This is a genomic window from Ottowia pentelensis, from assembly GCF_964341695.1.
The window spans coordinates 3,775,491-3,802,374 of sequence record NZ_OZ224513.1 but is presented as its reverse complement, the minus strand read 5'-3'; the positions used below and the strand labels follow the sequence as shown (position 1 = coordinate 3,802,374).

The following is a 26,884-nucleotide window of genomic DNA, read 5'->3' as shown; positions in this document are numbered from 1 at the left end:
CGCATGGGTCGGCGCGGTTTCTTTTTTTGGGCCTGCCGGGTGCTCGTGGTAAAAGTAGCCGATCTCACGAGGAGCGTTTCATGCTGGGTATCAACAAGAAGCAGGCGCCACCCGCCATTCGCAGCGCCATCGGCGCCGGCATGCAGGTCAGCGGGCGCTGCAGCTTTCAGGACGGCCTGCAGATCGAAGGCACGGTGCTGGGCGACGTGACGGGCGACGAAGGCGCGCCCAGCATGCTGCTGGTCCACGAGGGCGGCCGGGTGGAAGGCGCCATCAGCGCCGACCACATCGTCGTTGCCGGCCTGGTTGTCGGGCCGGTGCTGGCGCGCGAGCGGCTGGAACTGCTGGCCAGCGGCCGCATCGAAGGCGATGTGCGCTACAAGACGCTGGAGATGCAGCCCGGCGCCGTGGTGGCCGGCCAGTTGCAGCCCCAGGTTACGCCGCCCCCGGTGCGCGAGCTGCCGGTGCCGGTGGAACCCGTGGCACCCGAGGCCGCGCCCATCGAGCCGACTTTCGAGCTGCGCCCCGACAAAACCGAGTAAGTCTTACACTTGTCCCCTCTGTCCATGCCCGAACCCGCCATGAATGCCGCCACCCCCGAATCCACCCTCGCCATGCCCGACCCGCTGGTGTTCACCGACGCCGCAGCCTCCAAGGTCGCCACGCTGGTGGCCGAAGAGGGCAACCCCGAGCTGAAGCTGCGCGTGTTCGTGCAGGGCGGTGGCTGCTCGGGCTTTCAATACGGCTTCACCTTCGACGAGCAGGTCAACGACGACGACACGGTGATGCGCAAGAACGGCGTGTCCCTGCTGATCGACGCCATGAGCTACCAGTACCTGGTGGGCGCCGAGATCGACTACAAGGACGACCTGAACGGCGCGCAGTTCGTCATCCGCAATCCCAACGCCTCCACCACCTGCGGCTGCGGCTCGTCTTTCACCACCGATTGAACCCGCGGCACCCCGACAACAAAAAAGCGCCCTCAGCGGCGCTTTTTTGTTGCGAAGAGGTTGGCTTACTGGAAGGGGCTGCCCTGAATCTGGCCGGCCGCCGCCAGCTGCTGCTGCATGCTGGCCGACAGCTTGGCGAAGGCCGCGCGGGCCGCGGCGGGCACGGGTGGGGTTTCGCGCTGCTCGGCCATGACTTCCTGCGGGTCGACCGGCTCGTTGTTGACGCGGAACTCGAAGTGCAGGTGCGGCCCGGTGGCCACGCCGGTGGAGCCCACCTCGCCGATCTTCACACCCTGCTGCACCTTCTGGCCCTCACGCACGTCGATGCGCGACAGGTGGCCGTAGACCGTGGTGTCCCGCTGGTCGGTGTGCTGGATGTAGATGACGTTGCCGTAGCCGCGCTGCACGCCGGCGAACTCGACCGTGCCGTCGCCGACCGCCCGCACCGGGGTGCCGGTGGGCGCGCCGAAGTCGACCCCGGTGTGGCCGCGCATGTCGCCGGACAGCGGGTGGCGGCGCATGCCGAAGGCGCTGGTCACGCGGGTGAAGGCCAGCGGCTCGATCAAATAGGCCTTGCGCAGGCTCTGGCCGTCGAAGTCGAAATAGGCGCCGGTGTCGCTGCCTTCGGCCTGGAACCACACCGCGTCCTGCGTCTTGCCGCGGTTGACGAACTCGGCGCTCAGGATGCGACCGGTCTTGAGGGGCTCGCCGTCGGCCTCGAGCGCTTCATAGACGATCGAAAAGCGGTCGCCCCGGCGCAGGCCGCGGCGAAAGTCGATGCTGGACTCGAACACCTCGGTGAGCTGCCGCGCCACGCTGTCGGGAATGCCGGCCGCATCGGTGGCGGCAAACAGGGTGCTGCCGATGGTGCCGCTGGACAGGCGTTGCGTGGCCACCAGCGGCGCCGTTTCGATGCGGGCGCTGAAGTCGCTGCCCTGCTTTTGCACCACCAGGCGCTTGAACTGGCGGTCGTTGTCGCCATCCAGCCAGTGCGTGCGCAGCTGCAGCAGGCCCTGGCGGTCGTCGGCCTCGGCGGTGACCGTGCGGCCGGTGGTGCCGCGGCCGAACACGGCCTTCCAGGCGGTTTCGTTGCGGCGCAGGAAGGCGGCGGCGCTCGGGTCGGCAATGCCCAGGCGCTTGAGCAGGGCCTCGGGCGTGTCGGCGGCGCGCGTGGTCTCGCTGCGATACAGGGTGAAGCTGAAGTTGTCGAGCTGTTTGAACTGGGCCGCCACGGCCTCGGGGCTGACCGACTCGGTCACCAGGCGCAGCGGGTCGGTGGGAGCGGCGTTGGCGCCCAGCGAGGCGACGGCGTAGGCGCCACCGCCGGTGGACAGCAAGAGGGCGGCCAGGGCCGCCACGATGCGCCTGGGATGACGATGGATGAAGTCGGCCATCGCCAAACCAGAGGAGATCAATTCTTGCTTCACGCGCAGCAAATTCCGGGAGGGGGGTGCCAGAATCCGACCGGCATTCTGGCGATGGCGCTCAAGAACTGAGCGGGCCCCTAAAATCAGGCTCAGCGCCCGAGTATATCGACGTACCCGCCGGCCCACAAGCGATTTCTGATGAATATTGATACAAAAGTAACCAACGCACCCATTTCGGATGCCGTGCGCGAGGCCATGGCCATCAGCCTGCGCGGCGTCGACGAGTTGCTGCCGCAGGCCGACTGGCAGGCCAAGCTGCAGCGCGCCGAGCACAGCGGCCAGCCGCTGCGCATCAAGCTGGGGCTGGACCCGACGGCGCCCGACATCCACCTGGGTCACACGGTGGTGCTCAACAAGATGCGCCAGCTGCAGGACCTGGGGCACCAGGTGATCTTCCTGATCGGCGACTTCACCAGCCTGATCGGCGACCCGTCCGGGCGCAACAGCACGCGCCCGCCGCTGACGGCCGAGCAGATTCGCGCCAACGCCGAGACCTACTTCGCCCAGGCCAAGCTGGTGCTGGACGAGTCCAAGACCGAGATTCGCTACAACAGCGAGTGGAGCGACCCGCTGGGCGCGCGCGGCATGATCGAGCTGGCGGCCAAGTACACCGTGGCGCGCATGATGGAGCGCGACGACTTCCACAAGCGCTTCAAGGCCGGGCAGTCGATCAGCGTGCACGAGTTCCTGTATCCGCTGATGCAGGGCTACGACTCGGTGGCGCTCAAGAGCGACCTGGAGCTGGGCGGCACCGATCAGAAGTTCAACCTGCTGGTGGGCCGCCACCTGCAGCAGGAATACGGCCAGGAGCCGCAGTGCATCCTGACCATGCCGCTGCTGGAGGGGCTGGACGGCGTCGAGAAGATGTCCAAGAGCAAGGGCAACTACATCGGCATCTCCGAGCCGGCCAACACCATGTTCGCCAAGGTGCTGTCCATCAGCGACGAGCTGATGTGGCGCTGGTACACCCTGCTGTCGTTTCGCTCGCTGGCCGACATCGAGGCGCTGAAGGCCGAGGTGGCCGGCGGACGCAACCCCAAGGACGCCAAGGTGCTGCTGGCGCGTGAGATCACCACGCGCTTTCACGGCGCGGCTGCGGCCGCCGCGGCCGAGCAGGACTTCGCCAACCGCAGCCGGGGCGGCGTGCCCGACGAGATCCCCGCCGTGCGGCTGGCCGGCGCGCCGCTGGGCATCGGCCTGGTGCTCAAGCAGGCGGGCCTGGCGCCCTCCACCAGCGAGGCCAACCGCCTGATCGACGGCCACGGCGTGCGCGTCGACTCCAGCGTGGTGAGCGACAAGGGCCTGAAACTGGCCGCCGGCACCTACGTGGTGCAGGTGGGCAAGCGCAAGTTCGCGCGCGTGACCTTGGCTTGAGCCGGCGCCGGCCGCGCATCACCGCATGGCAACACGCCCCGACAGCGCCTGGCTGACGCCGCATCGTCTGATGGCGACCTCGATCGCCGTCGCCGTGCTGACGCTGGGCTTCAAGACCCTGGCCTGGTGGCTGACCGGCTCGGTCGGCCTGTTGTCCGACGCGCTGGAGTCGCTGGTCAACGTGGCCGGCGCCACCTTCGGCCTGTGGATGGTGACGGTGGCCGCGCGCCCGGCCGACGAGGATCATCCCTTCGGGCACGACAAGGCCGAGTATTTCTCGTCCGGCTTCGAGGGCATCCTGATCATCGTGGCGGCGCTGGCCATCGTCTGGGCGGCGCTGCCGCGCTTTTGGCACCCGCAGCCGCTGCAGCAGCTGGGACCGGGCCTGGCGCTGTCGGTGCTGAGCGCGGTGCTCAACGGCGCGCTCGGCTGGATCATGCTGCGCGCCTCGCGCCGGCACCGCTCGATGGCGCTGGAGGGCGACGCGCGCCACCTGATCACCGACGTCTGGACCTCGGCCGGCGTGGTGCTGGGCCTGCTGCTGGTGATGGCGACGGGCTGGCACTGGGTGGACCCGGCGGTGGCGATCGTGATGGCGTTGAACATCCTGTTCGAGGGTGGGCAGCTGATCTGGCGCTCCACCCAGGGCCTGATGGACGCCGCCGTCGAGCCCGAGGTGCAGGCCCAGGTCGACGCCGTGGTCGGCCGCTTCGTGCAGGCGCAGGCCGCCACGCCCGGCCTGCGCGTGGATCACGCGATGAGCCGGCGCGCCGGCCAGCGCCTGTTCCTGAGCGTGCACCTGCACCTGCCGGCCGACTGGAGCCTGCGCCGCGCCGCCGCCCTGGGGGGCGAGCTGGAGCGCGCTCTGCTGGCCGCCCTGCCGCAACTGCACGTCAGCATCCAGCTGCTGCCGCTGGACACCGAACCCGCGGGCGTGCCCGCCGCCGGGGAGGAGGACGCATGCACGCCCTGATCCAGCGCGTGGCGCAGGCCCGCGTCACCGTGGCCGGGCGCGAGACCGGTGCCATTCAAGGCGGCCTGCTGGTGCTGCTGTGCGCCGAGCGCGGCGACGATGAGGCGGTGGCCGACCGGCTGCTGGCCAAGCTGCTCAAGCTGCGCATCTTCGGCGACGGCGCGGGCAAGATGAACCGCAGCGTGCAGGACGTGGCCGGCGGCCTGCTCGTCGTCAGCCAGTTCACCCTGGCGGCCGACACCACGGGCGGCAACCGGCCCAGCTTCACGGGCGCCGCGCCGCCGGACGAAGGGCGACGTCTTTACGATTACTTCGTCGCGGCGGCGCGGGCGGCCCACCCGGTGGTGGCGACGGGCGAATTCGGTGCCGACATGCAGGTGGCGCTGATCAATGACGGGCCGGTGACGATTCCGCTGCGCGTCATGCCGGTTGCGCCCAGAGACTGAACAGCCGAACGCAGAGGGCGCAAAGGAATCGCAAAGGGCGCAGAAAAAGCTATTTTGATAGCGCCCCGCGCATGCTGGATGCGCGCATCATCCGGTTTTTCTCCCTCCCCCGCTGGGGGAGGGCAGGGGAGGGGGCCGGCGGCGCTGGGTCGCACAGGCCGGCAGGATGCCGGCGCTCCCAGGTGTCAGCGCTTGCGGGCCGGCCGGGCGTAGGGGTCGGGCAGGCCCAGCGCCTGCAGGATGGCGCTCTCGCGCGCCTCCATCGCCACGGCGTCCTGCTCGCTGGTTTCGTGATCCCAGCCTTGCGCGTGCAGCGCGCCGTGCACCAGCAGGTGGGCGTAGTGCTCGGCCAGCGGCTTGCGCAGCTCGGCCGCCTCGCGCGCCACCACCGGGGCGCACAGCACCAGGTCGGCCGCCACCACGGGCGCGCCGCTGTAGTCGAAAGTCAGCACGTTGGTGGCGTAGTCCTTGTGCCGATAGTCGCGGTTGAGCGCGCGGCCCTCCTCGGCGTCGACCACGCGCACCGTGATCTCGGCAGCCTGCACCTCGCCGCCCAGGGCGTGCCGCAGCCAGCGCGCCACGTGGTGGCGCGGCAGGGCGGCGCGGTGCGCGCCGGCGCCGTCGAAGCGGGCGATCTGCAGGGACAGGCTGAGCGGCGGCAGGGGCATGGCGCGATCATGCCGCAAAGCCGGCGGACGGCGATTGCGGGACAATCCGCGCCATGACTTTTTCGGACATCGAATCGCACGCGCGCGAGCCGGCGCCAAGCGCGGTCGAGGACGGCGCGGCCAGCGGCCCCGCGGCCCGCACGCGCGCCGAGCGCGAAGCCCTCAAGCTGGAGAAGCGCCTGTGCCGCCAGGTCGGCCAGGCCATCGTCGACTTCAACATGATCGAAGAGGGCGACCGCGTGATGGTCTGCCTGTCGGGCGGCAAGGACAGCTACGGCCTGCTCGACGTGCTGCGGAGGCTGCAGGCGCGCGCGCCGATCCGCTTCGAGCTGGTGGCCGTCAACCTGGACCAGAAGCAGCCCGGCTTTCCGGCCGAGGTGCTGCCGAACTACTTGCAGGCCCTGGGCATCGAGCACCACATCGAAACGCAGGACACCTACAGCATCGTCAAGGCCAAGATTCCCGAGGGCAAGACCACCTGCAGCCTGTGCTCGCGCCTGCGCCGCGGCATTTTGTACCGCGTGGCGCGCGAGCTGCGCTGCAACAAGATCGCGCTGGGCCACCACCGCGACGACATGCTGCAAACCTTCTTCCTGAACATGTTCTTCGGCGGCAAGCTCAAGGGCATGCCGCCCAAGCTGGCCAGCGACAACGGCGAGTTCATCGTCATCCGCCCGCTGGCCTACGTCGATGAGCGTGATTTGGTGGCCTGGGCCGAACACCGCGCCTTCCCCATCATCCCCTGCAACTTGTGCGGCAGCCAGGAGAATTTGCAGCGCCAGCAGGTGGGCGAGATGCTGCGCCAGTGGCAGCGCCAGCACCCCGGCCGCATCGAGAGCCTGTTCACCGCGCTGCAAAACGTGGTGCCTTCGCATTTGATGGACGCCCGCCTGCACGACTTCAGGCACCTGCAGGCCGGCGGCGTGTTCGACGCGGACGGCGACAAGGCCTTCGACGAGGAACCCATCGCGCCGCCGCCGGTTCCGGTCTGACGGAAGAGGTCAACCATGGGCATCGCACGCGGGCTTGTCATCGGGTTTCTGGCCGCAGGTCTCGCCGGCTGCGCCAGCGGGCCGCGCACCGTGACGGCCGAGGTGCGTGCCAACGCCGCCCAGGGGCCGGGCGCGGCGCTGCTGCAGGCGGTGCGCTACCGTTTCGACCCGTCGCCCGCGGTGGCCGGCCAGCCCGCGCCGGCACAGGTCGAGGCGCTGGCGCAGGACGCGCTGGCGCGCGTGGGCGCGGTGCGCGACGACGCCCAGGCGCAGGTCGGCGTGCAGGCCAGCGCCAGCGTGTACGCGGGCTGGACCAGCGCCTGGGCCGAGCCCAGCAACACGCGCATCGCCCTGGGCTTCGGCACCGGCTGGCGCGGCGGCGGCGTGGGTTTTGGCTGGGGCGGCCCGCTGGGCTGGGACGACTCGGTGCCGATCTACATCAGCGAGGTCAGCCTGGTGATGCGCGACGTGCGCAGCGGCCAGATCGTGTACGACACCCGGGCCCGCCACGACGGCACCTGGAGCAACACCGGCGCCGTGCTGGCGGCCCTGTTTGCCGCCGCGCTGCAGGGCTACCCCAACCCGCCGCCGGGCCCGCAGCGCGTGGACGTGCCGATGCTGCCGGTGGCGAAGACGCCGCCCGCACCCGCCGTTCGCTGACGGTTTCTGTCAGCGATCCACGGGGCCAAGCGAGATTGGGCTGGCCCCAGGCCGCGAACGGGCTTGGGGCAGGACGCGCGTTCCGCCCTCAGGCGCAGTGGCGCCGGCGACGCACGACCGCCGCGCCGATGAGCAGGCTCAGCATACCCAGGCCCCAGGCTTCCAGGGTCGGGACGGGCGCAATCGCGGCCGGCGTCGGTCGAGGATCGATGTAGAACGGGCCGGTGTCGTAGCTGTCGCCGGCCGCTCCGGTCCCGTCATTCGTGATGTTTGCGTTGATGAACAGGTAGGGGTTGCCCGGGGGGATGTTTTGGTGATCGGCCGTGGGGTAAAGCACATCGGCCTGGATCGAGAGCACTTGCGGTGACGACGCGCCAGCAGCCAGCGGCCCGAAGCTGCAGGCCATGGTCCGTATGGGTGCCGTGCCGGGCGAGCAATTGCCGGGAACCGCGGTGAAGTGCATTTCGGCCGGCAAGGCGACCGCAAACTCACCAGCGGCTCCCATGGCGGGGCCGGCCGTGTTGTCGAGCGTGACCGTGGTCGTCGTGGTGTCGTTCAGGTAGAGCGGTTGCGACACCGCGCTGACGTGGATCGTCACGGCTTGTGCGGCCAAGGCCAAGCTCGTCAGGCCGAGGGCCAGCGCCGAGCGAGCAAAGGATTTCAAAAGCATGGGGGTCTCTCTCCGCTGAGGGGTCCATGCGATGGCCCGCATGGACGGCAGTTGTCTCGCTTGTCAAGCCGAGTTTAGGACGAAGGCAAGCCAAACCCAAGCCGGTCCGGGTTGACTGTTGGTTTCAGGTAACAAGGGTTTGCCTCAGGTTTCAAGCCGTGGCTCGGGCTCGGGGCGCTTGCCGCCCACCGGCTGCGGCAGCTCGCGAAACGCCAGCGCGCCCAGCGCCAGCAGCACGGCGATGCAGCCGAACACCGGGCCGAAGGGGTCGATGCCGTGCGCCTGCGCAATGGAGGCGATGGCGCCGGTCAGCCACTGCACCAGCGCCACGCCCATGAACAGGGCCATGGTGAACAGCGCCATCGCGCGGCCGATCACCGCCGGCTCGTAGGCGTCCTTGACGTCGGGGTATTGCAGCGTGGCATAGCCCGAGGCGGCGCACACCAGCAGCATCGCCACCACGTCCATCGGCGCGCTCACGCCCAGCGCCAGCAGGGCGAACAGCGCCGCCGACACCACCGTGCCCACCAGCATCCATTGGCGGCGCTGGCGCGGCCCCGGGTCGAGCCGGCCGAACAGCGGCAGGCTGACCAGCGCCACCACCGTCAGCACCACCGCCAGGTTGCCGGTGGCCACCAGGCTCCAGCCGTGGCGCTGCATCATCAGCGGGCCCAGCCACAGCCCGCGCAGAGCCACGAACGAGGCGTAGGTCACCAGCGCCAGCGCCATGATGCCCAGGGTGTGCGGCAGCCGAAACAGCGCGCCGAAGGTGCGCACCGCCTCGCGCAGCGATTCGCGCGGCGCGCCGGCGGGCGGCGGCGGCTCGCGCATCCACAGTGCGATGGCGCCCCAGGACAGCGCCGCGCAACCCGCCAGCACCCAGAAGCCCATGCGCCAGGAGCTGACCTCGATCAGCCACGCCAGCGGCGTGCCGGTGGCCAGCATGCCCACGCCGCCCACCGCCAGGATGATGCTGGACACCATGGTGTAGCGCGCCGGCGGAAAGTGCCGCGCGATGTACACCGTGCACACCAGAAAGGCCGGCGCGCAGCCGATGCCGATCAGGATCTGGCCGATCACCAGCCAGCTGAAGTTGCTCGCCAGCGCCGACATCACCGCGCCCGCCACCATCAGCGGCGCGGCCGCCAGGATGGTGCGCCGCACCCCGTGCATGTCGATGCCGATGCCCATGAACAGCTGCAGCGCGCCAAAGGCGAAGTGATAGGCCGCGGCAAACACGCCCAGCTGCTGCGGCGACAGGTGCAGCTCGGCCTGCAGCGGCTCGGCCATGATCGCGGCGATGGTGCGAAACGCCTGGCTCATGGCAAAGCCGGTGGTCAGCAGCAGCAGTGCGGCCCAGCTGCCGCCCGTGGGCGCGGTCTGGGTGGTCTGTGCGGAGGATGAGGCGGCGGTCATGGGGCAGGTGTCATGCGGACGGCCGACAGTGTGCAGCAAGCGGCCGACGGGCGAGCGTAACCGCCCGCCCGCGCCCGGCCCGGTCGCCTGCGGGACGGTGGCATCATCCCGGCATGGAATGGACCCGCCTTTTGCTGGTGCGCCACGGCGAAACCGCCTGGAACGCCGATGGCCGCGTGCAGGGGCACCTGGACATTGCGCTCAACGCCGTCGGCCGCACGCAGGCGCAGCGGCTGGCGGCCAGGCTCAGGGACGAGGGCGAGGCGATCGAGCTCATCTACAGCAGCGACCTGGCGCGCGCGCGGCAGACCGCCCAGGCCGTGGCCGACGCCACCGGCGCGCCGCTGCGGCTCGCGCCCGAACTGCGCGAGCGGCGCTTCGGCGCCTTCGAAGGTCGCCGCTTTGCCGACATCGCCGCCGAGCTGCCGCAGGACGCCGAGCGCTGGCGCCGGCGCGACCCGCAGTGGGTGCCGTCCGGTGGCGGTGAATCTTTGCTTCAATTTAAAGAGCGTGTCATGCAAGCGGTATGCGCGCTGGCAGCCGAAAACATCGGAAAACACGTGGCCATGTTCACGCACGGCGGCGTGCTCGACGTGCTGTACCGCGCCGCCACCGGCCTGGGCCTGCAGGACGCGCGCACTTGGCAGCTCGACAACGCGGCCGTCAACCGCCTGCTGTGGACGCCCGACGGCGGCCTGACCCTGGTCGGCTGGGCCGACCGCTCGCACCTGGACGACACCCGCGATGAACGCTTCGCTTGAGAGCTTGCCCGCCACTTTGCAGGCGTTGATCGGCCAGGGCGTGGACGCCATCGACACGCCCGCGCTGGTGGTCGACCTGGACGCCGCCGGCCGCAACCTGCAGCGCATGGCCGAGTTCGCCGCCCGCCACCGGCTGCGCCTGCGCCCGCACGCCAAGATGCACAAGAGCGCCGCCTTTGCCCACCTGCAGCTGCAGGCCGGCGCCGTCGGCCTGTGCACCCAGACCGTGGCCGAGGCCGAGGCGCTGGCCGCGGCCGGCATCGACGACCTGTTCATCAGCAACCAGGTGGTGGCACCCGCCAAGCTGCAGCGCGTGGCCGCGCTGGCGGCGTTGCTGGCCGCGCGTGGAGGGCGACTGGCCATCGCGGTCGACAGCGAGGGCGGTATCGCACGCCTGGCGCGGGCCATGCAGGACAGCACCACCGCGATCGACGTGTTCGTCGAGGTCGACATCGGCCAGGGCCGCTGCGGCGTGGCGCCCGGCCAGCCGGTGCTCGACCTGGTGCGCACGCTGACGGCGCAGGCGCCCGCCTTGCGCTACGCCGGCCTGCACGCCTACCACGGCGGCGCCCAGCACCTGCGTACGGCGGCGGAGCGCCGCGCGGCCATCGGCCAAAGTGCGGAACTGCTGCGCCGCACGGTCGCGCTGCTGGACGCGGCCGAGCTGGCGCCGCCGCTGATCACCGGCGCCGGCACCGGCACCTTCGCCTGCGAGGCCGCCAGCGGCCTGTGGAGCGAGATCCAGCCCGGCAGCTTCCTGTTCATGGACGCCGACTACGCCCGCAACGAGCGCGACCCGGCCCAGCCCGCGTTCGAGCCCGCGCTGTTCATCAAGTCGCAGGTCATCAGCGTGGCCGCGGACCACGCCGTGTGCGACGCCGGCCACAAGAGCCACGCCATCGACAGCGGCGGGCCCAGCGTGCACGCCTTGCCCGGCCAGCCCTCGCTGGAGGCGCACAACGGCGGGGACGAGGCGAGCATCCTGCGTCCCGTGGCGATGGCCGGCGGCCGCCTGCCGGCGCTGGGCGACACGGTATGGCTGATTCCCGGCCACTGCGACCCCACCGTCAACCTGCACAACCAGCTGATCGCCGTGCGCGGTGGCCTGCAAGACGGCTGCGTCGACGCTGTGGAGCCAGTGCTGGCGCGCGGCGTGTGGTGACGCGCTATCTTTCGTAGCGCCTATAGACTCACGTTTTGATAGCTTCTTGCGCTTGCGCAGTCTAGGTTTTTTCCGAGTTTGATTAGGAAATCGCCGACGCCGTCATGGGTGTCGCCGTTTGACAGAATTTCGTGGGGACGCGCAGGCCGACGCCCGTTTGCGCCACAGGTCGACTGTTGGAGCGCGTGTCGGACCGTACGCTCCGCCGCCCGCGAACTGGGACCAAACATGGAACGACCGAAAGCCTGCGACAACGCGGAAGGCTCTTGCAATGAAACCCCGCGCCGTGTAATAATGGAATTAAAGTAATTTAAATGAAATTAGATGCAAGGCGCAAGCCAAGGAGATCGTATGAAAAGCATGGTTCGTATCGGGGCAGGTTCGGGCTTCTGGGGGGATGCCATGGATCCCGCCCTGGAGTTGTTGAAGGCAGGAAATCTCGATTACCTGTGCTTCGACTTTCTGGCCGAGCTGACGATGGCGCTGCTGCAGAGGCAGAAGCTGAAGAATCCGCAGATGGGCTATGTGCCCGATGCGGTGGCCTACATGAATGCCATGCTGCCACTGGCGCGCGAACGCGGCACGCGGCTGATCTCCAATGGGGGCGGCGTCAATCCTCGCGCGGCGGCCGAGCGCATTGCCGAGGGGGCGCGCAAGGCCGGGCTGCAGGGCACCCGCGTGGCCCTGGTGGAGGGTGACGACCTGCTCGGCAAGCTGGACCAGCTGCTGGCCCAGGGTGTGCCGCTGGTCAACATGGACACGGGGGGCGCCAATTTCGCGGCCATCCGCGACCGCGTCGTCTCGGCGAATGTCTACACCGACAGCACCGGCATCGTGGAAGGGCTGGCGGGTGGCGCGGATGTCGTGATCGCCGGCCGCGTGTCGGACAACGCGGTCTATGTCGGTCCCTTGGCGCATGAATTCGGGTGGCCGCGCGACGCCGCCCATGTGGACCGGTTCGCCGCCGCGGTCACGCTGGGCCACATCGTCGAATGCGCGTCGGCCTGCACGGGCGGCATGTCGTCCCGGTTCGCCGAGATGCCCCACATGGGGCGCGTGGGCTTCCCCATCATCGAGTTCAACGCCGACGGCAGCGCCGAGGTCACCAAGTTGCAGGGCACGGGCGGGCGCGTGGATGCGTTCACGATCAAGGAGCACCTGGTCTACGAAATCGCGGATCCGCGCAGCTATCTGATGCCGGACGCCATCGCCGACTTCACCTCGCTGCGGCTGTCGGAGACCGGTGAGGATCGTGTGCGGATCGACGGCATCAAGGGGCGACCCGCGCCCGACATGCTGAAGCTGGTCGTCGGCTACCAGGACGGATGGATAGGCGAGAGCATGGCCTTCTTCCCCTGGCCCAACGCCTACGATCGCGCGCTGAAGGCCAAGCAGACGATGCTCGAGCGCTTCGAGAGGATGGGCATGGCGGCCGACCAGATCCACTTCGATCTGATCGGGCTGAACACGCTGCATGGGCCCGCGGCCCCGGCTCCGGTCCCCGCCGTCGCCAACGAGCTGCCTGAGGTGGGCCTGCGCTGCGCGGTCCGCACCCGCACCATGGAAGAGGCGGACAAGGTCCGGCGGGCCGGCGCCCAGCTGTGGATCATGGGGCCCGGCGGCACTTCGTTCGGCACGCCGATCAAGCCGCGTCCCGTGATCGCCCTCTGGCCCACGTTGATTCCCCGCTCCTTCGTGGAGCAGAAGACCGAAATTCTGGTGGCCTGAGGAGACTGGACATGAAGACGACGATTCGAGACATTGCGTACGTCCGCTCGGGCGACAAGGGTGACGTGTGCACCGCCGGCCTGATCGCCAAGACGCCGCAGGACTACTCCCGCCTGCTGGCCAGCGTCACCCCGGACGCGGTGAAGGCGCTTTATGGCGACTGGGTCCAGGGCGATGTGACGTGCTATCCCATGGACAACATCCAGGCCGTGGTGGTGGTCATGCAGCGCGCCCTGGGAGGCGGCGCGACCAAGACGCTGCGCCTGGACCAGACCGGAAAATCCCTGGGCTACGCCCTGCTGCGCCTCCCGCTGCGGGACTGAACATGGCGATTTTGCGTTCTTCCCTGCGGGCGACCGACCCGGATTTCGCGCTCAACGCCGCGGCCTATGCCGCGCTGCGTGAGCAGGTTTCTGAGGCGCGCCATACGGCCCTGGCCGGAGGCGGCCGCAAGGCATGCGAGGCCCACCTGTCGCGCAACAAGCTTCTGCCGCGCCATCGCATCAACGCACTGCTCGATCCCGGAACGTCCTTCCTGGAGCTGGGCCAGCTTGCGGGTGACGGGATGTACGACGGCGCAGCGCCGAGCGCCGGCATTATCACCGGCATCGGTATGGTCGAGGGACGACCCTGCGTGGTCATGGCCAACGACGCCACCGTCAAAGGCGGCACCTACTATCCGCTGACGATCAAGAAGCAGATCCGGGCCCAGGCGGCCGCGCGCGAAAACGCGCTGCCCTGCATCTACCTGGTGGACTCCGGCGGCGCTTTCCTGCCCTTGCAGGAGGAAATCTTCCCCGACGAAAACCACTTCGGGAAGATCTTTCGCAACATTGCCGAGATGTCCTCGATGGGCATCAAGCAGGTGGCGGCCGTGATGGGGGCCTGCACGGCCGGCGGCGCCTACATCCCAGCCATGTGCGATGAAACCGTCATCGTGCAGGGCAACGGCACGATCTACCTGGGTGGTCCACAGCTCGTGCAGGCGGCGACCGGCGAGGTGGTCGATGCGCAGACACTGGGCGGCGCGGACGTGCACACGCGCATGTCGGGCGTCGCCGATCATTTCGCGCACGACGACCTCCATGCGCTCACCATCGTGCGCGAAATCATTGCGCGCCCCGGCCCGGCGGCGAGTGCGGCGCCTCCGTTGGCGCCCGTGGCGCCGCTGTATGACCCCTCGGAGCTGTATGGCCTGATCCCCGCGAACCCGAAGCAGCCGATCCCGGCGCGCGAGATCCTGGCCCGGCTCATGGACGGGAGCGAGCTGAGCCTGTACCGGGAGCGCTATGGGACCAGCCTCATCTGCGGAACCGGTGCGATCGGCGGGTATCCCGTCGGCGTGCTGATCAACGACGGGGTGCTGTTCAGCGAGAGCGCCCAGAAGGCCGCGAACTTCATCGAGCTGTGCAGCCAGAGCGGGATCCCGTTGCTCTTCCTGCACAACATCAGTGGCTTCATGGTGGGCGTTTCGTACGAGCAGGGCGGCATCGCCAAGGATGGCGCGAAGATGGTCAACGCCGTGTCCACGTCGCGCGTGCCCAAGTTCAGCGTGGTCGTCGGCGGCAGCTATGGCGCCGGTGCCTACGCGATGTGCGGGCGGGCCTTCGGCCCCCGGCTGATGGCCATGTGGCCGAATGCGCGCACCTCGGTGATGGGGGGCGAGCAGGCCGCCACCGTCCTGGCGCTGGTGCGGGAAGAGCAACTGGCGCGCAAGGGGCAGGCGTTCACGGCGGAGGAGGCGGAGGCGTTCAAGCAGCCGATCCGGGACCGCTATGCGGATATGAGCACGGCGACCCACGCCGCGTCCAGGCTCTGGGTGGATGCCGTGCTCGATCCGGCGGATACCAGGGCCTGGCTGACGCTGGGGCTGTCGCTCGCCGCTGCGAGTCCCAAGCAGGACACGCGGTTCGGCGTCTTCAGGATGTAAGCATGTTCAAGCGAATACTGATTGCGAACCGGGGCGAGATCGCCTGCCGGGTGGCGCGCACCTGTCGTGCGCTCGGCGTCGAATATGTCGCCGTCTTCACCGATGCCGACGCGACGTCGCCCCATCTCCAGGGCGCCACGGCCGCCGTGAACATCGGGACGGGCCCGGCGGCGCAGAGCTACCTGGACGGCGAGCGCATCATCGCCGCCGCGCTGGCCTCGGGTTGCGACGCGGTCCATCCGGGCTACGGCTTCCTCTCCGAGAACAGCGCCTTCGCCGCGGCCGTCGCTGCGGCAGGGCTGACCTTCGTCGGCCCCAGGCCGGAGACCATCTCGGCCCTGGGGGACAAGGCGCGTGCCAAGGCGCTGATGGGCGCGGCCGGTGTTCCGGTCGTGCCCGGCGCGGGCGATGCCAGCGACGATCCCGAGACCGTCGAGCACATGGTGCAGTCGGTCGGGCTGCCTGTTCTTCTCAAGCCCAGTGCCGGCGGGGGAGGCAAGGGCATGCAGGTGCTGACGGAGACCACGGGGCTGCGCGAGGCCGTGGCGTCGGCGATCCGCGTGGCGCGCAGCAGCTTCGGTGATGGCCGGCTGATTGTGGAGCGCTATATCGAACAGCCCCGGCATATCGAGGTGCAGGTCTTTGGGGACAGCCAAGGCCATGTCGTCCATCTTTACGAGCGCGAATGCTCGCTGCAGCGGCGTCATCAGAAGGTGGTCGAAGAGGCTCCCGCGCCGCGCCTGCCTGCCGACGTGCGGCAGCGACTGGTGGACGCCGCGGTGCAGGGCGCCCGCAGCATTCGGTATCTGAATGCGGGCACCTTCGAGTTCATCGTCGGCAAGGACTTCCAGTTCTATTTCCTGGAGGTCAACACCAGACTCCAGGTGGAGCATCCCGTCACCGAATGCGTGACAGGCCTGGATCTCGTCGAGTGGCAACTGAGAGTGGCAGCTGGCGAGCCTCTGCCGCTCCCGCAGGACAGCATCCGGTGCCATGGCCATGCAGTGGAGGGCCGGATCTACGCCGAGGATCCATCGGATGGATTCAGGCCGGCTCCCGGGAGCGTGGATGAAGTGCGCTGGCCAACAGGTGTCCGGGTCGAGGCCGGCGTGGCCCGTGGCGGCGCGGTGCCGCCGTACTACGACCCTATGGTGGCCAAGCTCGTGGCTCACGCCGATACCCGGGAACAGGCATTGGATAGTCTGCGCAACGGGCTCGGCGAGACGGTTTTGCTCGGCCTGACGACCAACATCGGCTATCTGCGCCGTGTTCTCGCCGACACCGCCGTAAGCGCGGCCACAGTCCACACCCGTTACCTCGACGAGCATGGCGAACGGTTTGCACAACGGGGGAGCACGGGCTGCGCCGCCGCATGCGCTGCAGCGGCGGATCTGCCCGTTTCCAGTGCCTTATCTCCATGGAGCGGCGCTGCAGCGCATGGGTTGCTGGATAGGGCCAGCCTGGATCCGGGCGCCCCGTGGGGGCGTGCCCACATGTGGGTTGACGGGCATATGCAATCGGTGGCGATCGAGGCCCCTGTTCAAGGCGGATGGCGGATGGCGATCGGCGACGAAGTTCGCGACGTACATATCGCCGAGGTTGCGAACGGTGTCTGGCAAGGCGTGACCGGGCAAGCTCCCTGGGTTGCGGCCCGGCGCGGTTCTTTATGGGAGCTACAGCTCGACGGTGACCGTTTCACCTTGCTGCCAGCGCATGCGCGCTCCTTCGATGAAGAGGCCGTCGCCGGTGCCGCGGTTGCGCCACTGTCCGGCACGGTGTCTGTCGTACCCGTCAGCGTCGGCGACCGGGTCGAGGCCGGCGACGTGCTCGCGATCATTGAGGCCATGAAAATGGAGCACAGCGTGGTTGCCGGCTTCGGAGGCACGGTCCGATCGATCGCCTTTGCCGTGGGTGACAGCGTGAAGGCGGGGGAGTTGATCGTCGACGTTGAGGTCGAGGAACTGAAGCCTGCCTGATCTATTTCCGTTCTGATGTTGCTGAGTTGGATTGCGTAACTTACTGATTTTTTTAAAAAATTCCTGTTAATCTGCTAAACTTCCTGCAAATTTCAAAGTGAAAATGGCAGGGAAAAATACATCGAATGGCGATAGTGAGTCAGCAGGCGGGGGCGAGGTCCGCGTGCTGGCGCGCGGTTTGGCCATCCTCAAGGCGTTCGAGCCCGCGAACGGCTGGCTCTCGAATACCGAGCTTGCGGAACTGACCGGGCTGCCAAAGCCGACGGTTTCCCGCATTACCGCGAATCTGACGGAGGCGGGATACCTGCGTTACTCGGCGGACAGGGCCGCGTACCGGCTCGGAACCTCAGTCCTCTCCCTGGGGTTTGTCGCCGCCTCGAATCGCAACCTCGTGGTTCTGGCCAGGCCGTTGATGCAGGCCTTCGCGGATCGGCACAACGTATCCGTCGTTCTTGCATCGCCGGACGCGGGCAGCATGGTGTGCAACGAGGTCGTCCACAGCCGCCACATGCTCTTCACCTTGCGCGTGCGCGCCGGCTCCAGGCTGCTCATCGGGCAATCGGCTCTGGGGCGTGCGTTGATCGGCTCGATGGGAGACGCCGAGCGCGCGCGTTTCCTGTCCAAGTTGTCGCATGTCGATCCGCAGACCTGGTCGTCCCTGCAGGAGCAGGTGAGCGCCATCGTGGCTCAGATGAAGCGCAAGCAGTATTGCGTCGCGGCCGGGAGCCTGGAGCAGGGCACCAACGGTGTGGCGGTCGTCATCGATACGCCGGATCAACCGCACTCCTATGCCCTGGGTTGTGCCGCGCCGGCGAACACCTTGAGCGTCAAGAGAATCGAGGACGAAGTCGCGGCAGATCTGCTGGCGCTAAGAGTCCGTCTCGAGAACGAGCTCAGTGTGTCGTCCAACTCCATGGAGCTCTGATGGTTCGTACGAGGAAGCCAGAAGCCCCCACCTCCGATCTGCAAGCAGTCCTGGACCCAGGCGCCGAGGTCGATTCCCTGCGGCGCGGGCTCGAGATCCTGCGGCTGTTCGATGCCAGGCACCGGTCACTGCAGGCTACGGAGATCGCCGCGAAGCTCGGGCTTTCCCGTGTCACCGCGGCCAAGTTGATCGCAACACTGGAGGCCCACAATTTCTTGCGACCCAGCGGCCAGGCCAATGGGTACGGGCCTCATGTCGCATGCCTGACCCTCGGAAGAGCGGTCCGGCGTGGGCTGGGGATTGCCGAAATTGCCCAGCCGAAGATGCGTGCCCTGTCGGAGCAGTTTGATGTGCATGTCAGCCTGACGACGCGTGACCGGCTGCACATGCTCGTGGTCGAGCATTGCGTTCCCCAGGGCAAGGTCCGTCTGGGCCTGAGCACGGGCGCACGCTTGCCGATCACCACCTCGGCATCTGGCCGGGCGTACCTGTGGGCGCAGCCGCCGGCCTTGCGGGCAAAGCTGATGGAGTCGCTGGGGGAGGCGGAGAAGGACAACTCATTCAAGATGATGTCCAGCGTTTACGGAGCACTCCAGGAACTGGAGGAGCGCGGCTGGTGCTTCCTCGCCTCGCCCGTGACGAGCCAGACCAGTTCCATCGCGACGCCGATCCGTGTTGGAGACGAGGCCAACTATGTGTTGGCGGTCATGGCCGTCGGAGACAGCGAGGCAGAGCAGCGCCTGCGCGAGGTGATCGCTCCCGAACTGCTCACGGTCGCCAACCAGATTTCGCAGGAGCTTCGGGCGGAGGACTAGCGAAGTCTTGGGCCGCGTCTTTGCAGTCCTGCCACGGCCGCCTCTACGGCGGCAAGATGCTCCGGCGAAACGTGCGCGATCGCCTGCAAGGCCGCCACCAGATCCAGGTGGCCAGAAAGGTTCATTTGCTCCGAGTCCCTGAGCAGTCTTTTGTTCATCCGCATGGCTTGCGCAGGGTGGCGGGCAATGCGTTGGGCAAGTCCATGGGCTTGGGGCAGCAGCGCCTCGTCGTCCACCACCGACGACACGAGGCCGATGCGCAGCGCGGCTTCGGCGTCAACGGGATCGGCCGTGAAGGTGAGTTCCATCGCCTTGGAGCGCCCGACCAGGCGCGGAAGCATCCACGATCCGCCGTCGCCGGAAACAATCCCCAACTGCGCGAAGCTCACGGTGAAGGTCGCGCTGCGGGCCGCTAGCCGGATATCGCAGAAGCACGCCAGATCACACCCGGCCCCATAGGCGGCGCCGTTGACCGCGGCGATCGTCGGAATGTCGGCCTCGGCGAGCGCAAGGGGAACCTGGTGGACCGTCTGCCGGTACCTCTGCTGAATGTCCGCCACGCTGCCCGCGGAGAATTCCTCGCGGGCGGCCATCTTTCGGATGTCACCCCCTGCGCAAAAGGCCCGGCCTTCGCCGGTGATGACCAAGGCGTGAGCCGTCGGGTCGGCGTTGACCTCTCGGATGCGGGAGGCCAGCTCGAGAAACTGATCTCCGGTCGTGAACCGGTTGAGCGCATCGGGGCGGCTCAGCGTCAAGGTGACGACGCCGCCTTCGCGGCCGACCCGCACGAAGGGGGATGACACCGGATCGTTCATGCGCCGACCCAGCGGGGGGCGCGCTTTTCCGCGAAGGCGCGGGGCCCTTCAATGGCATCCGCGCTCGAATAGACCCTCTCATGAAACCGCTTCGCGGCTTCCAGACCTTCGGCACATCCCAGATCCATGGCGGCACCCACGCTCTTCTTGGCCGCCCAAACCGTCAGAGGCGCGTTGTCTGCGATCGTCCGGGCGAGCCGATCCGCGCGTGCGCGCACCGCGTCGGGATCGGCTTCCACGTAGTTCACGAAGCCAAGCTCATGGAAACGCTCGATGGGATGCAAGTCTCCCGTGAACATCAGTTCCAGCAAGAAGGGTTGCGGGAGCATCCACAGCATGGGAACACCCCACGGAGAGCCGCGGCCCACCTTGGATTCGGAAATCCCGCCGCGCGTGCCCTGCATGCCGACCCGAAGGTCGCTGTTGGCCGCGAGAACCATGCCGCCGGCTGTGAAATGGCCCGTCATCGCGGCGATGATGGGCTTGGACACCTGCCGCATCCGTTGGTGGAATGGGTCGCGCAGCATTTCGAGCATGTCCTTTCCCGTCTCCGCGCGGACACGGGCTGCCTCCTTGAGATCCATGCCAGCGGAGAAGGTCCCGCAGTCCGCGGAGGTGATGATGGCGACACGGATATCGCCCCGGTCCTCCACCTCGTCCCACAGTTCGAGCAGCCTCTCGCAAACCGCGATCGACAGTGCATTGCGCTGCGCGGGGCGATTGATGCATATCGTTGCAACGCCTTCCTCGACGTGGAAGCTCACGGGAGCTTCGGAGATTTCTGTGCTCATGGGGTCATTCCTCATACTCTCGCTCAATGCTGTGGCTCTTGGTAGGCGTGCAAGTTCGTTGGGGCGAAACAAGCGACGCGGGCGAACTCGAGGGGATATGGAAAGCTGCACACATCCACATGAGGTCACTGAACCGGTATGCGGGCCTGCTCGACCAGTTTTTTCCATTTGGCTGTTTCTGCCTCCTGGAATGCAGCCAGTTCCATGGGGGTGCTGCTTTCCGCCTCGATGCCTACGGCAAGCAGCTTGCTGCGGATGGACGGATCCCGCAGGATGTCGTGGATGCTGGACGTCAGCTGTTCGAGGACTGCCTTGGGCGTCTGCGCGGGGGCATACGCGGCGAACCAGCCTACGAATTCGAAGCCAGGCAGGTTGCCGGAGCGCTCGATGGTAGGAAGGCCCGGCGCGAGATCGGTTGGCTGACGGGTGGAGACGGCCAGCGCCTTGACTTTGCCTGCATGCGCCAAGGGCAGGGTCGTGACCGCATCGGCGATCATGAACTGAATGTGGCCTCCGGCCAGGTCCGTGACTGCCTCGGGATTGCTCTTGTACTGGACGTTTGCGATGTCGATGCCGGCGGCCGACTTCAACATCTCGCCCGCGACACGCGCCGAGGTGCTGCCGCTTCCGAAGAAGAGTTTTCCTGGGTTGCGGCGTGCGTAGTCGATGAACTGCGCGACCGTATCCGCGGGAATCGATGGATGAATGACCATCGCCAGCGGCGTGGTTCCCAGCTTGCTCAGCGGCGCGAAGTCCTTCACCGGGTCGTAGGGGAGCTTGTGGAACAGGGCCGGGTTGCCTGCCTGTGTGGTGTTGGCGGTCACCAGGATGGTGTAACCGTCGGGCGCGGATCGGGCCACATGGGTACTGGCGAGGAATCCACTCGCTCCCGCCTTGTTCTCCACGACGGCTGGTTGTCCCAGTCGTTGGGGCAGGCCTTCACCGATGAGCCGCGCAAGCTTGTCTGTCGCACTCCCGGCCGAGAACGGCACGACGATCGAGATAGGCTTGCTCGGGTAGTCAGTGGCGGCGGCCTGTTGCGGTCCAAGGCCGGCCGCCAGGGCGAGGAGCGTCAGCGTGAGGGCGAAGCGGCGCTTGCGCGCTGTCGCGGACGGACTGGTGCGCTTCACTGGCTGGCCAAGAGTTTCCGATGGGCGCGCTTGGTATTCGGCGTGCATGGGCCTTCCTATTCCGGCTCAATGCCTGCGCTCTTCGCGAGCTTTCCGTAGTGAATGCTTTCCGCCGCGATGTACTTGGCGAAGTCGGATGGGGACATCTGCTTCATCAGTTCGTAGCCTGTGCCGTCGATCTGTTGCTGAACGTCCGGCATGGCCAGCACGGCGACCACGTCGCGGTGGATGCGTTCAACGACGTCGGTAGGGGTTCCGGCCGGCGCGAACAAGCCGTTCCAGTTCCCGATCTCAAAGCCGGGCAGTACCTCCCTCATGGCAGGCACACCGGGAAGCTTCGACGAACGGTCAGGCGTGATGGCCAGCACCTTCAGCTTGCCGGAGCGTATGTGCTGCAAGCCGGTAGTGAAGTCGATAAACATCATCTGCGTTTGACCCCCGAGCAGTTCCGTCACAGCCTGCCCGTAGGACTTATAGGGGATGCCGACCAGCTTGGTTTGCGTCATCACGCTGAAAGTGGCTCCGGTGATTCGGGTCGTGCTGTTGGCGTAGGGAAAAGACACAGCGCCAGGCTTCGACTTCGCGTATTGGATGAGTTCCTGGACTGAATTCACCGGTAGCGACGGATTGACGACGAGCGCATGGGGCACGCCACCGACGATAACCACAGGGGCGAAGTCCTTCTCGCCGTCATAGGGCATGGACTTGAAGAAGTACTTGTTGGCCACCTGCGTGGTGTTGGTGCCAAAGAGCAGCGTGTAGCCGTCCGCCGGCGCCTTGGCGACAAACTCGGCGCCAAGCATGCCCGTGGCACCCGGTTTGTTGTCGATGATGACAGCCTGTCCTAGGCGTTTCGAAAGCGGACCCGAGATCACCCGCGCCAATGCATCGGTCGGGCTGCCGGCCGCGAACGGCAGAATGATCCGGATCGGTTTGGATGGATAGGTCTCGGCATGCGCGGCGCCGGTGAGCAGCGTGCCCAGGCTGGCCGTGAGAGCGGCTGTGAATGTACGGCGTTTCATGGATGTATCTCCTTGTTGATGGTGTCTGTGATGTGGGGTTGGGGAGTGACTTGTCACTGCTTCGTGCCGGTCATGGCGTCGGTTTGGACTTGACCATGCGCAGCGGGTTGTAGGTGAGTACGACCTCCCCACGCTGGTTAACCACCTTGTTCGACGTGCGAAGCAGTCCGCGCCCCGGTTTGCTGGTGGCGCGGGCTTCGACGACTTCGCATTCCACGTGGATGGTGTCGCCGGCGGCGGTGGGGCTGTGGACCTTGATATCGGCCTCGAGGAAGGCCATGCCGGTGCGCTGCATGGTGCTCTGCATCAAGAGTGCTTCCGCAGTGCAGAAGACAAGAGAGCCAGGCACCGGACGGGCGCCGATGACGGAGACTTCCTGGATGTACTCGAGGTTGGTGAACATCTCCTCCACCATGCCGACCGCAGCCACGTACGCCGTGATGTCGGCCTCGGTGATGGTGCGGCCCAGGGTTCGAAAACGATCGCCTATTTCCACGTCGTCCCAATGCAGGCCGACGCCCATGATCTCAAGTCCGGAGGCGTCTCTTAACGTAGTTCGTTGCATGATTTGTCTGTCCTGGGTTGGTTGAAATGGATGTGTGCGATTTCCGTCGTCAAAGGATCCCGTCGTCGCGCAGTCCGGCGATTTCTTCGGGGCTGAGGTTCATCGAGCGAAGCACCTCATCGGTGTGCTCGCCGAGCTGCGGCGGCGCAGTCTTGAACTCGAGCGGGGTTTCGGAAAACCGCATGGGATTGCGCACGGACGGGACCGAGCCGTACTTGGCGTGGGGGAGATCCATTCGCATGCCGCGCGCGATCACATGGGGGTCCTGGAACACTCGTTGGATGTCGTTGATCGGCCCACCGGGGACCTGGGCCTCTTCCAGCAGCGACACCCATTCGGCAACGCTGCGGGAGCGCGTGATCGGAAAGAGCCATTCATCGAGCTGGACACGGTTTTGCACGCGTGCACGGATGGATGCGAAGCGTTCATCGGTGCCCATCTCGGGATGGCCGATGGCGCTGCACAGCCGTCGGAACTGGGTGTCGTTGCCAACGGCCAGGATGAGGTGCCCATCCGACGCCGGATAGACGGCATACGGTGCGATGTTGGGGTGCCCGCTGCCCATGCGCTTCGGGGCTTCACCCGTGACGAGATAGTTCTGCGCCTGGTTGACCAGTGAGCCGACCAGGGAGTCCAAGAGAGAGATATCGATGTGCTGCCCGCCGTGCCCCATGGTGCGGTGGTGGAGCGCGGCAAGAATCGCCACGCTGGCATACATGCCCGCCATCAGGTCCGCGACGGCCACGCCCACGCGCTGCGGCCCGCCGCCCGGAAGGTCGTCACGTTCGCCCGTGACGCTCATCAGGCCGCCCATGCCCTGGATCAGATAGTCGTAGCCGGCGCGGTTCTTGTAGGGGCCGGTTTGACCGAATCCGGTGATCGAGCAATAGATCAGTTCCGGATTGATGGCCTTGAGGGACTGGTAGTCCAGTCCGTACTTCTCCAGTGCGCCGACCTTGTAGTTTTCAACAAAGACATCGGCTTGCAGCACCATTTGCCGGATCAAGGCCTGCCCACGGGCATCGGCAAAGTCGATGGTGATCGACTTCTTGCCCCGGTTGCAGCACATGAAGTAGGCCGCGTCCCCAGGCTGCCCGGTGCTTTCATCCTTGAGGAATGGGGGCCCCATGTGCCGGGTGTCGTCGCCTACGCCCGGCTTCTCGATCTTGATGACTTCGGCGCCCAGATCCGCGAGGTTCTGCGTGGCCCACGGGCCGGCAAGAATGCGTGACATGTCCAGTACGCGGATGTCGCTCAGTGGCTTTCGCATGATTCGATGGCCTGGATCGAGCTTGCGTCGATCAGATATTTAAATGAAATTAGAAATATTGAAATGAAATTTAATCCTGCTGGTGCGTTTTGTCAAGGCCGAGTGTTCCCGGACGAGCGATGCCGCAGGAGCCCGGCTTGCGACGCCGGGGGAGGGGTAGGTTCCGCAGGGGGGCATCGAAGGCACGACGGGCCCGGTATGGCGCGCAGGCCTTGTCCGGCAGGCCCGCGCTGGGCGACACCGTATGGCTGATTCCCGGCCACTGCGACCCCACCGTCAACCTGCACAACCAGCTGATCGCCGTGCGCGGTGGCCTGCAAGACGGCTGCGTCGACGCTGTGGAGCCACTGCTGGCGCGCGGCGTGTGGTGAGGCGCGCCCGAGGGCTTGAGCAGCCTGGCCGATCAGGCGTCCAGATGCTCGGGCTCGATCGGCGCCGCCGGTGCCGCCGGCGCGTCGCCCGACGCCGTCCACTCCTTGGGCACGTGCGTCGGTGTGGTGGACGTGGGCACGGCGCGGTGCGCGCTGGACTGCTCGGGCACCAGGTGCGTGACGGCCGTGGGGTGCGGCGCGCGGCGGTGCGTCAGCGCCTCGGCGATCTGCGCGGCCGACGCCGGGCGGCCGGCGACGGTGGGGCGCAGGACCTCGGGCGCGGCGTCCGGCACGGCGGTGTCGGGGATGCGCGGGTTGAAGCTGTGCGCGTCGGCCAGCGGCCAGTACAGGCGGTAGACGTTGTGCTGGTGCTCCAGGTCGTCCAGGATGGCGCGCGGGCGGAGGGTGGGCATGATGGCCGACAGCAGGCGGATGCGCTCGCTGTCGATGCGCCGCACGATGTGATGCGTGCTGAGCTGGTCGGGGTGCATCAGGCCGGCGGCCTGCAGCAACTCCTTCAGTGCGTGCAGGGTGTTGGCGTGGTATTGCGCCACGCGCGGCGCCTTGTCGGCCACCACCAGGGCGCGCTCGCGCTTCAGGTCCTGCGTGGTGATGCCGGTGGGGCAAAAGCCGCTGTGGCACACCTGCGCCTGAATGCAGCCCAGCGCCATCATGAAGCCGCGCCCCGAGTTGCACCAGTCGGCGCCCAGCGCGAACATGCGGGCCAGGTCGAACGAGGTGATGACCTTGCCGGCCGCGCCGATCTTGACGCGCTCGCGCAGGCCGGCGCCGATCAGGGTGTTGTGCACCAGGTGCAGGCCTTCCTGCACCGGTGCGCCCATGTGGTCGGCAAACTCGATCGGCGCGGCGCCGGTGCCGCCCTCGGCACCGTCGACCACGATGTAGTCGGGCGTGATGTCGGTCTCCAGCATGGCCTTGACGATGCCGAACCATTCCCAGATGTGGCCGATGCACAGCTTGAAGCCCACCGGCTTGCCGCCCGACAGCTCGCGCAGTCGGGCGACGAACTGCATCAGCTCGACCGGGGTGGAAAACGCGCTGTGCGCCGAGGGCGAGACGCAGTCCACGCCCACCGGCACGCCGCGCGCGGCGGCAATCTCGGGCGTCACCTTGGCGCCCGGCAGCACGCCGCCGTGGCCGGGCTTGGCGCCCTGGCTGATCTTGATCTCGACCATCTTGACCTGCGGCTCGCGCGCCTGCTCGGCAAAGCGCTCGGGGTTGAAGCTGCCGTCCGCGTTGCGGCAGCCGAAATAGCCCGAGCCGATCTCCCAGACGATGTCGCCGCCGTGCTCGCGGTGATAGCGGCTGATGCCGCCCTCGCCGGTGTCGTGCGCGAAGCCGCCGATCCTGGCGCCTTGGTTGAGCGCCCGGATGGCGTTGGCCGACAGCGCGCCGAAGCTCATGGCCGAGATGTTGAACACGCTGGCGTTGTAGGGCTGGGTGCAGGGCGAGGCGCCAACCGCCGGCGCGTCGGGGCTGCCGCCAATCCAGATGCGAAAGTCGTGCGATTCGATCTTGGTCGTCTGCAGCGAGTGGTTGATCCACTCGTAGCCCTTGGCGCCCACGTCCAGCTTGGTGCCGAAGGGCCGCACGTCGGGCACGCCCTTGGCGCGCTGGTACACCACGGTGCGCTGCGCGCGCGTGAAGGGCTCGCCGGCGTCGTGGTCGCCCTCGACGAAATACTGCCGAATCTCGGGGCGGATGAACTCCAGCAGAAAGCGCATGTGCCCCAGCACCGGGTAGTTGCGCAGCACGGCGTGGCGCGTTTGCGCATAGTCGCGCCAGCCCAGCAGCGTGAGCGCGCCGAACACCCCCAGCGGCGCCCACCAGCCGCGCCCCCAGCGCAGCAGCGCCGCGGCGCTGAGCCCGGTGAACAGGGCGCACAGCGCCCAGGTGGTGTAGCGGATGTGCTGAGCCAGGAACGCGCGCTGGGCCATGGGGCTGCTCCGGAAGATGGCGGCCGCCGCGCGACCGCTGCGGGCCATCTTACCCAAGCGCGGCGAGCGCCCGGCCGGCTCGAATCCGG

26 protein-coding genes and 1 pseudogene are annotated in these 26,884 nt (G+C 67.5%); 16 read left to right on the top strand and 11 right to left on the bottom strand.

Features of this window, described 5'->3' with window-relative positions:
- Window positions 1-80 precede the first annotated feature (80 nt).
- Window positions 81-542, top strand: coding sequence for a bactofilin family protein (locus tag ACWHMB_RS18440; RefSeq protein WP_377480941.1), 462 nt, complete (start codon window positions 81-83; stop codon window positions 540-542).
- Window positions 543-581: 39 nt separating this feature from the next.
- The gene (erpA, locus tag ACWHMB_RS18435; protein WP_293221573.1) at window positions 582-950 is read left to right on the top strand and encodes an iron-sulfur cluster insertion protein ErpA; all 369 of its coding nucleotides are present in this window, start codon (window positions 582-584) and stop codon (window positions 948-950) included.
- A gap of 65 nt (window positions 951-1,015) precedes the next feature.
- Here erpA and ACWHMB_RS18430 read toward each other — a convergent pair whose 3' ends face one another.
- Window positions 1,016-2,377, bottom strand: coding sequence for a peptidoglycan DD-metalloendopeptidase family protein (locus ACWHMB_RS18430; RefSeq protein ID WP_377480938.1), 1,362 nt, complete (start codon window positions 2,375-2,377; stop codon window positions 1,016-1,018).
- 138 nt (window positions 2,378-2,515) lie between these two features.
- Here ACWHMB_RS18430 and tyrS point away from each other — a divergent pair, with 138 nt between their 5' ends.
- The 3 genes from tyrS to dtd are packed head-to-tail and all read left to right on the top strand — an operon-like array spanning window position 2,516 to window position 5,170.
- Window positions 2,516-3,751, top strand: coding sequence for a tyrosine--tRNA ligase (tyrS, locus tag ACWHMB_RS18425; protein WP_377480935.1), 1,236 nt, complete (start codon window positions 2,516-2,518; stop codon window positions 3,749-3,751).
- Between the two features lie 25 nt (window positions 3,752-3,776).
- Window positions 3,777-4,724 (top strand): cation diffusion facilitator family transporter, encoded by a 948-nt coding sequence (locus ACWHMB_RS18420; protein ID WP_377480931.1) that lies wholly within the window; start codon window positions 3,777-3,779, stop codon window positions 4,722-4,724.
- Complete coding sequence (gene dtd / locus ACWHMB_RS18415; RefSeq protein ID WP_377480928.1) at window positions 4,712-5,170, top strand: D-aminoacyl-tRNA deacylase; 459 nt, start codon at window positions 4,712-4,714, stop codon at window positions 5,168-5,170. The genes ACWHMB_RS18420 and dtd overlap by 13 nt, the downstream gene beginning before the upstream one ends.
- A 185-nt stretch (window positions 5,171-5,355) precedes the next feature.
- On the opposite strand, the gene ybeY is transcribed toward dtd, so the two are convergent.
- Window positions 5,356-5,838, bottom strand: coding sequence for an rRNA maturation RNase YbeY (gene ybeY / locus ACWHMB_RS18410; RefSeq protein ID WP_377480925.1), 483 nt, complete (start codon window positions 5,836-5,838; stop codon window positions 5,356-5,358).
- Window positions 5,839-5,891: 53 nt separating this feature from the next.
- Here ybeY and ttcA point away from each other — a divergent pair, with 53 nt between their 5' ends.
- Window positions 5,892-6,830 (top strand): tRNA 2-thiocytidine(32) synthetase TtcA, encoded by a 939-nt coding sequence (gene ttcA / locus ACWHMB_RS18405; protein ID WP_377480922.1) that lies wholly within the window; start codon window positions 5,892-5,894, stop codon window positions 6,828-6,830.
- Between the two features lie 15 nt (window positions 6,831-6,845).
- Window positions 6,846-7,490 carry a hypothetical protein gene (locus ACWHMB_RS18400; RefSeq protein ID WP_377480919.1) on the top strand — a complete coding sequence of 215 codons (645 nt, stop codon included), beginning with the start codon at window positions 6,846-6,848 and terminating at the stop codon, window positions 7,488-7,490.
- Window positions 7,491-7,578: 88 nt separating this feature from the next.
- Here the strand turns inward: ACWHMB_RS18400 and ACWHMB_RS18395 are convergent, their stop codons facing one another.
- Together ACWHMB_RS18395 and ACWHMB_RS18390 are read right to left on the bottom strand one after the other, a co-directional pair.
- The gene (locus ACWHMB_RS18395) at window positions 7,579-8,160 is read right to left on the bottom strand and encodes an IPTL-CTERM sorting domain-containing protein (RefSeq protein WP_377480916.1); all 582 of its coding nucleotides are present in this window, start codon (window positions 8,158-8,160) and stop codon (window positions 7,579-7,581) included.
- 144 nt (window positions 8,161-8,304) lie between these two features.
- Entirely contained in the window at window positions 8,305-9,576 is a 1,272-nt protein-coding gene (locus tag ACWHMB_RS18390) for an MFS transporter (RefSeq protein WP_377480913.1), read from the bottom strand.
- 113 nt (window positions 9,577-9,689) lie between these two features.
- Between ACWHMB_RS18390 and ACWHMB_RS18385 the strand changes: the two genes are divergently transcribed.
- The 8 genes from ACWHMB_RS18385 (at window position 9,690) to ACWHMB_RS18350 (ending at window position 18,873) form a co-directional block, all read left to right on the top strand.
- A complete protein-coding gene (locus ACWHMB_RS18385) occupies window positions 9,690-10,337 on the top strand; it encodes a histidine phosphatase family protein (protein WP_377480910.1) in 648 nt (215 codons plus the stop codon).
- A complete protein-coding gene (locus tag ACWHMB_RS18380; RefSeq protein ID WP_377480908.1) occupies window positions 10,321-11,499 on the top strand; it encodes a DSD1 family PLP-dependent enzyme in 1,179 nt (392 codons plus the stop codon). Before ACWHMB_RS18385 ends, ACWHMB_RS18380 begins: the two co-directional genes overlap by 17 nt.
- 351 nt (window positions 11,500-11,850) lie before the next feature.
- Window positions 11,851-13,227 (top strand): acyclic terpene utilization AtuA family protein, encoded by a 1,377-nt coding sequence (locus ACWHMB_RS18375; RefSeq protein WP_377480906.1) that lies wholly within the window; start codon window positions 11,851-11,853, stop codon window positions 13,225-13,227.
- An 11-nt stretch (window positions 13,228-13,238) separates the two neighbouring features.
- Window positions 13,239-13,550, top strand: coding sequence for an AtuA-related protein (locus tag ACWHMB_RS18370; RefSeq protein ID WP_377480903.1), 312 nt, complete (start codon window positions 13,239-13,241; stop codon window positions 13,548-13,550).
- A 2-nt stretch (window positions 13,551-13,552) separates the two neighbouring features.
- Window positions 13,553-15,157: a carboxyl transferase domain-containing protein gene (locus ACWHMB_RS18365; RefSeq protein ID WP_377480899.1), complete on the top strand. Its 1,605-nt coding sequence runs from the start codon at window positions 13,553-13,555 to the stop codon at window positions 15,155-15,157.
- A 2-nt stretch (window positions 15,158-15,159) separates the two neighbouring features.
- Entirely contained in the window at window positions 15,160-17,133 is a 1,974-nt protein-coding gene (locus ACWHMB_RS18360) for an acetyl/propionyl/methylcrotonyl-CoA carboxylase subunit alpha (protein WP_377480896.1), read from the top strand.
- A 103-nt stretch (window positions 17,134-17,236) separates the two neighbouring features.
- A complete protein-coding gene (locus ACWHMB_RS18355) occupies window positions 17,237-18,058 on the top strand; it encodes an IclR family transcriptional regulator (protein ID WP_447648676.1) in 822 nt (273 codons plus the stop codon).
- Window positions 18,058-18,873: an IclR family transcriptional regulator gene (locus ACWHMB_RS18350; protein ID WP_377480890.1), complete on the top strand. Its 816-nt coding sequence runs from the start codon at window positions 18,058-18,060 to the stop codon at window positions 18,871-18,873. The genes ACWHMB_RS18355 and ACWHMB_RS18350 overlap by 1 nt, the downstream gene beginning before the upstream one ends.
- Here ACWHMB_RS18350 and ACWHMB_RS18345 read toward each other — a convergent pair.
- The 6 genes from ACWHMB_RS18345 to ACWHMB_RS18320 all read right to left on the bottom strand — a co-directional run bounded on the left by ACWHMB_RS18345 (window position 18,870) and on the right by ACWHMB_RS18320 (window position 24,466).
- Window positions 18,870-19,688, bottom strand: coding sequence for an enoyl-CoA hydratase-related protein (locus tag ACWHMB_RS18345; RefSeq protein ID WP_377480887.1), 819 nt, complete (start codon window positions 19,686-19,688; stop codon window positions 18,870-18,872). The two genes, ACWHMB_RS18350 and ACWHMB_RS18345, sit on opposite strands and share 4 nt — an antisense overlap.
- Entirely contained in the window at window positions 19,685-20,467 is a 783-nt protein-coding gene (locus ACWHMB_RS18340) for an enoyl-CoA hydratase/isomerase family protein (RefSeq protein ID WP_377480953.1), read from the bottom strand. Before ACWHMB_RS18340 ends, ACWHMB_RS18345 begins: the two co-directional genes overlap by 4 nt.
- Window positions 20,468-20,604: 137 nt before the next feature.
- Window positions 20,605-21,657: a Bug family tripartite tricarboxylate transporter substrate binding protein gene (locus ACWHMB_RS18335; RefSeq protein WP_377480885.1), complete on the bottom strand. Its 1,053-nt coding sequence runs from the start codon at window positions 21,655-21,657 to the stop codon at window positions 20,605-20,607.
- A gap of 8 nt (window positions 21,658-21,665) precedes the next feature.
- Window positions 21,666-22,631, bottom strand: coding sequence for a Bug family tripartite tricarboxylate transporter substrate binding protein (locus tag ACWHMB_RS18330; protein WP_377480882.1), 966 nt, complete (start codon window positions 22,629-22,631; stop codon window positions 21,666-21,668).
- Between the two features lie 70 nt (window positions 22,632-22,701).
- Window positions 22,702-23,154, bottom strand: coding sequence for an FAS1-like dehydratase domain-containing protein (locus ACWHMB_RS18325; protein WP_377480879.1), 453 nt, complete (start codon window positions 23,152-23,154; stop codon window positions 22,702-22,704).
- A 91-nt stretch (window positions 23,155-23,245) separates the two neighbouring features.
- Window positions 23,246-24,466, bottom strand: a complete 1,221-nt coding sequence (locus ACWHMB_RS18320; protein WP_377480876.1) for a CaiB/BaiF CoA transferase family protein — start codon at window positions 24,464-24,466, stop codon at window positions 23,246-23,248.
- 224 nt (window positions 24,467-24,690) lie between these two features.
- Between ACWHMB_RS18320 and ACWHMB_RS18315 the strand changes: the two are divergent.
- A pseudogene (locus ACWHMB_RS18315) lies at window positions 24,691-24,837 on the top strand (DSD1 family PLP-dependent enzyme); the annotation flags it as partial.
- Between the two features lie 32 nt (window positions 24,838-24,869).
- Here ACWHMB_RS18315 and ACWHMB_RS18310 read toward each other — a convergent pair.
- Complete coding sequence (locus ACWHMB_RS18310) at window positions 24,870-26,795, bottom strand: FMN-binding glutamate synthase family protein (RefSeq protein ID WP_377480873.1); 1,926 nt, start codon at window positions 26,793-26,795, stop codon at window positions 24,870-24,872.
- Window positions 26,796-26,884: the final 89 nt, after the last annotated feature.

Coding starts and splice junctions, on each gene's coding strand:
- ACWHMB_RS18365 (WP_377480899.1), top strand. CDS start 13,553: ATGGCGATTTTGCGTTCTTCCCTGCGGGCGACCGACCCGGATTTCGCG.
- ybeY (WP_377480925.1), bottom strand. CDS start 5,838: ATGCCCCTGCCGCCGCTCAGCCTGTCCCTGCAGATCGCCCGCTTCGAC.
- ttcA (WP_377480922.1), top strand. CDS start 5,892: ATGACTTTTTCGGACATCGAATCGCACGCGCGCGAGCCGGCGCCAAGC.
- ACWHMB_RS18375 (WP_377480906.1), top strand. CDS start 11,851: ATGAAAAGCATGGTTCGTATCGGGGCAGGTTCGGGCTTCTGGGGGGAT.
- ACWHMB_RS18350 (WP_377480890.1), top strand. CDS start 18,058: ATGGTTCGTACGAGGAAGCCAGAAGCCCCCACCTCCGATCTGCAAGCA.
- ACWHMB_RS18390 (WP_377480913.1), bottom strand. CDS start 9,576: ATGACCGCCGCCTCATCCTCCGCACAGACCACCCAGACCGCGCCCACG.
- ACWHMB_RS18355 (WP_447648676.1), top strand. CDS start 17,237: ATGGCAGGGAAAAATACATCGAATGGCGATAGTGAGTCAGCAGGCGGG.
- ACWHMB_RS18325 (WP_377480879.1), bottom strand. CDS start 23,154: ATGGGCGTCGGCCTGCATTGGGACGACGTGGAAATAGGCGATCGTTTT.
- dtd (WP_377480928.1), top strand. CDS start 4,712: ATGCACGCCCTGATCCAGCGCGTGGCGCAGGCCCGCGTCACCGTGGCC.
- ACWHMB_RS18345 (WP_377480887.1), bottom strand. CDS start 19,688: ATGAACGATCCGGTGTCATCCCCCTTCGTGCGGGTCGGCCGCGAAGGC.
- ACWHMB_RS18335 (WP_377480885.1), bottom strand. CDS start 21,657: ATGCACGCCGAATACCAAGCGCGCCCATCGGAAACTCTTGGCCAGCCA.
- ACWHMB_RS18400 (WP_377480919.1), top strand. CDS start 6,846: ATGGGCATCGCACGCGGGCTTGTCATCGGGTTTCTGGCCGCAGGTCTC.
- ACWHMB_RS18385 (WP_377480910.1), top strand. CDS start 9,690: ATGGAATGGACCCGCCTTTTGCTGGTGCGCCACGGCGAAACCGCCTGG.
- ACWHMB_RS18440 (WP_377480941.1), top strand. CDS start 81: ATGCTGGGTATCAACAAGAAGCAGGCGCCACCCGCCATTCGCAGCGCC.
- ACWHMB_RS18420 (WP_377480931.1), top strand. CDS start 3,777: ATGGCAACACGCCCCGACAGCGCCTGGCTGACGCCGCATCGTCTGATG.
- ACWHMB_RS18370 (WP_377480903.1), top strand. CDS start 13,239: ATGAAGACGACGATTCGAGACATTGCGTACGTCCGCTCGGGCGACAAG.
- ACWHMB_RS18380 (WP_377480908.1), top strand. CDS start 10,321: ATGAACGCTTCGCTTGAGAGCTTGCCCGCCACTTTGCAGGCGTTGATC.
- erpA (WP_293221573.1), top strand. CDS start 582: ATGAATGCCGCCACCCCCGAATCCACCCTCGCCATGCCCGACCCGCTG.
- ACWHMB_RS18310 (WP_377480873.1), bottom strand. CDS start 26,795: ATGGCCCAGCGCGCGTTCCTGGCTCAGCACATCCGCTACACCACCTGG.
- tyrS (WP_377480935.1), top strand. CDS start 2,516: ATGAATATTGATACAAAAGTAACCAACGCACCCATTTCGGATGCCGTG.
- ACWHMB_RS18320 (WP_377480876.1), bottom strand. CDS start 24,466: ATGCGAAAGCCACTGAGCGACATCCGCGTACTGGACATGTCACGCATT.
- ACWHMB_RS18330 (WP_377480882.1), bottom strand. CDS start 22,631: ATGAAACGCCGTACATTCACAGCCGCTCTCACGGCCAGCCTGGGCACG.
- ACWHMB_RS18360 (WP_377480896.1), top strand. CDS start 15,160: ATGTTCAAGCGAATACTGATTGCGAACCGGGGCGAGATCGCCTGCCGG.
- ACWHMB_RS18395 (WP_377480916.1), bottom strand. CDS start 8,160: ATGCTTTTGAAATCCTTTGCTCGCTCGGCGCTGGCCCTCGGCCTGACG.